Below are 3563 nucleotides of genomic sequence, written 5' to 3'. Positions count from 1 at the left end.
GCGCCGGTGGCGCCCGTGACGCCGGTGATGCCGCCGCCCGTCGGACCTGTGGTGCCGGTCATACCAGTAGCCCCGACAAGGCCGGTTGCTCCCGTCGCACCAGCAAGGCCAGTCGCGCCTGTCGCACCCGTGACACTCATGCCCGTTGCCCCTGTGACGCCTTGGCCGATCGATACCCATGCGTTGTAGTGCAGGCCCCCATCCTGACTGCTGCGGTAAAAGAGGGCCGGGTTGGAGATGTAGAGCTGCTGCACATATTCGCCGACACGCGAGACGTAGATCGTCCAGACCGCCGGGTGAGCTACACCTTCCGGGCCGTCTCCGGGACCAGGGCCTGTCGGGGTGGAGGAGCTGTACACCCCAGGTTGGCTGAGTCTCCACAAATCAGCATCCTGCGGCTCCTCATTATTGATGGGGAAGACGCCATCCTCAGCATTAAGCACGACTGCGCCGGTCTGCCCGTTGACGCTCAGCACGCCGCCGGGCAGGCCAGTCGCGCCAGTTGGTCCTTGGGGTCCGACGAGGGTCGGCAAATTGGCCGCTGTCTTCAGCTTGGAGTCGAGCATCATCTCCTGGCGGAAGACGGTATCGAGCATCGCCTGAGCGCTCTGGTTGACCTGCAGGATCTGATCGAGCGTTGCGTTCGGACCGCTGACGCCGGCCAGCGTGCCAAGCGCGTATTGGATTTTCTCGCCCTCGGCATTGATGATGTGAGCTAGTCCGAGCTCCTCCATCGCGATGGAGGAGAAGATCAGGTTCACCACATCGTCCCGCGTCAATGTGACCGTCGGACTGATGTTGGGGATATTCGGATAAGACAAGCTTTTACCTCCTCATGTCGTAGATCTGGAGCCAAAGTACAATCTAAAGAAAGCTTCTTCAGCATATTCCATTTATCAGGAAGAGGAACTAACCAATAACCTAGACTTAGAAACAAATACGCGCCTTATGTCCTGATGTACGCTAAGCCATGAGCCAACGCATAAAAGACTCTCGCAACAGCCCATGGCTGTTGAGGAGTCTTTTTCGCTTGTGCGCTATCCTCTTGAGGCAAGATTCGTTTTACAAACTCCTTGACCCGTTTAGCAGTTCGTAAAGGCTATTCAAGTTTAGAGGAGCGTTCTGTTACGTCCGTCTTGTAATATTCGGCCCACTGTCTGTGCGTGCCGGCTTGCTTGGCATCGCCAATCATCTCATAGCACATCGCCAACTGTTCATGAGGAAGCCAGGTATGGTAGGCTGTATCCACTACAGAAGCCTGGTAACGCTCGTTCAAAGGATGAAGATAGGCTGTGCTGTACCAATGAATGGCCGCTTCGATATGTCCTTGCTTGAGGAAATGCTCTCCCATCCGGCAACTAAAAGCGGGGTAGGGGACATCCTTGGCCAATGCCTTGAGCGTCAGCTCCAGCTCCTTGTGCGGCTGACCGGCCTGGACATAACAAGTGGCAAGCTTATGCATGACGAAGATTTGATTTTCCAACGAGACTTCGGGGTGGTCGACACATCGCTCGTAGTATTCGATCGCCCGGTCATACAAACGATGCACCTGGCATTCTCTCGCATAGTGGAATTGATCCGAGATCGTAAGCTCATAACCTCTGGCCAGATATCGTTCATAGATCTCCAGATTGCGGCGGGAGGGGCTGGCTGCGTTCCCGTTGTTGATCTTCGTATGGGTGACCTTAATGTCGGACTTTAGAAGCCGACAAGAGGGGGCCAGCGCAAGATCTTCGTGAACTACGCCATGCCAGCGGCAGTTTTTGTCGCGCCGCACCAGGCGCGTACGAGTGGTATAGCTCACCAATCCGCGTTCCGGTTGCTGAGGGATTTCATAGACCATGCTTACAGCATCCACGTTATCGGCTAAGTTTTCTTTTAATTGCAGCAGCTTCAATCGCTGGTCGTGCTGCAGGATATCATCCGCATCGAGCCAGAAGATGTACTGCTTGGTGGCATATTGGAAGGAGGCGTTCCGCGCAGCGGAGAAATCATCTGTCCATGGGAAGTCGTAAACATGGTCGGTCCATACCTTTGCGATCTCCTTGGTGCGATCGGCCGAGCCAGTGTCGACGATGATGATCTCATCCGGGATGCCTTTGACCGATGCCAGACAGTTATTTAGTGTGCGCGCCTCGTTTTTGACAATCATGCACAAACTTATCGATATCATCAGGGTCCTCCTAGCGAGAAGTGCATTTTTTCCTCAAGCATGCTCATGCAGCATATTCCGCCTATCGGGGAATTGACCCGACTAATCGCCCAGAGTTAACATTAATTACGTCTTGCTGGCATCACTGTACGATAAGGGGCAGGCCAAAAAAGCGAGCGCCCCCGGAGCCATAGGCTTTGGGGAAACTCGCAATAAAAGCTTGGAAGGATATACGACGCGACTAACTAATAAACGGATCGATCACATTCCACAAAGGAGTGCCTCCAGCAGGAAGTGTCTTCAGCAGGAGCAAGGAGTTCTGATCAATGATTCCAAGCGCATTGGATGCGCCGATGCTCAGATAGATCAGATTGGCTGGCGAGTGACCTGCGAAGTTAATTAGATACGGATTGGCTACCGGCGTCTCCGAACGAATCCCCCCAACAGCTATAGTGGAAATCGCATTCCCGTTATCCGCATCAATGGCATAAAGGTTCGTCTGATTATAGCTGGAAACATAAATAGTATTTGCAACAAAATTTGCGCCCAGGTTATTAAGGTTTGAGCCGACTGTGACCGTAGCTACAATCGTATTGCTGGTCGTATCTATAGCATTCACGGTTCCAGTAGAGTTATAGTTGGACACCCAAACTCTGTTTCGCGTAGCGTCAACCAATACCCCGTGCGGATTTTGGTTTGGAATGGCAATCGTGGCGGTCACGGTGTCGGTCGAGCCGTCGATGACTGTTATGTTATTGACCGGGGCATCAACAGATGCATACACCAGATTGGTGAAAGGATTCATATCGACCGTGATCGGCAGGCCGTTTACCGGTATTGCGGTTTGGCTTCCGGTGTCCACATTAACAACTGTCACCGTTTGACCACCGCCTCCATAATTGGCGACATACAACTTGTTGGTCAGCGGATTGATAACCATCCCCCGAGGTTGATTAGCAAAGGTATAGGCTGTTATGACCTGATTGGTCCGGATATCCGCCTGGACGACTGTATTGCCCGAACCATAGTACAAGAGGTGGCGAATCCCGTCGACCGTTGCGCTTCCGAAGTTGGTTCCACCCGTTACGGGTAGATTGGCAATTACTTCATTGGTCAAGGCATTAATGGCTCGAACGCCATTGTTGCTACCCACATAGACAACGGGCGGATGCATGGTGCCCTCCATACCGGTTGGTCCCGTTGCGCCCGTCGCCCCAGTATGGCCAGTAGCTCCCGTTGCTCCGGTAGCGCCAGTGACACCAGTTACACCTGTACTACCGGTAGGTCCTGTGGCTCCTGTCGTACCGGTGAGGCCTGTAGCTCCGCTCGCGCCGGTGAGGCCTGTAGCTCCGGTCGCGCCAGTGGAGCCTGTGGCTCCGGTAGCGCCAGTGGGGCCTGTGGCTCCGGTCGC

General features: G+C 54.1%; 2 protein-coding genes and 1 pseudogene. All 3 read right to left on the bottom strand.

Annotated elements, in window-relative coordinates; all coding sequences use genetic code 11:
- A pseudogene (locus tag PA598K_RS21220) lies at positions 1-821 on the bottom strand (collagen-like protein); the annotation flags it as partial.
- Between the two features lie 278 nt (positions 822-1099).
- Positions 1100-2173 carry a tetratricopeptide repeat-containing glycosyltransferase family 2 protein gene (locus tag PA598K_RS21215; RefSeq protein WP_260405525.1) on the bottom strand — a complete coding sequence of 358 codons (1074 nt, stop codon included), beginning with the start codon at positions 2171-2173 and terminating at the stop codon, positions 1100-1102.
- A 220-nt stretch (positions 2174-2393) separates the two neighbouring features.
- The coding region (locus PA598K_RS38800) for a YncE family protein (RefSeq protein WP_148091972.1) at positions 2394-3563 on the bottom strand (1170 nt) is incomplete at its 5' end.

The organism is Paenibacillus sp. 598K (assembly GCF_003851045.1).
Taxonomy (GTDB): domain Bacteria; phylum Bacillota; class Bacilli; order Paenibacillales; family Paenibacillaceae; genus Paenibacillus_D.
The sequence above is the reverse complement of the archived record's forward strand: the minus strand, read 5'-3'. Positions and strand labels throughout refer to the sequence as shown.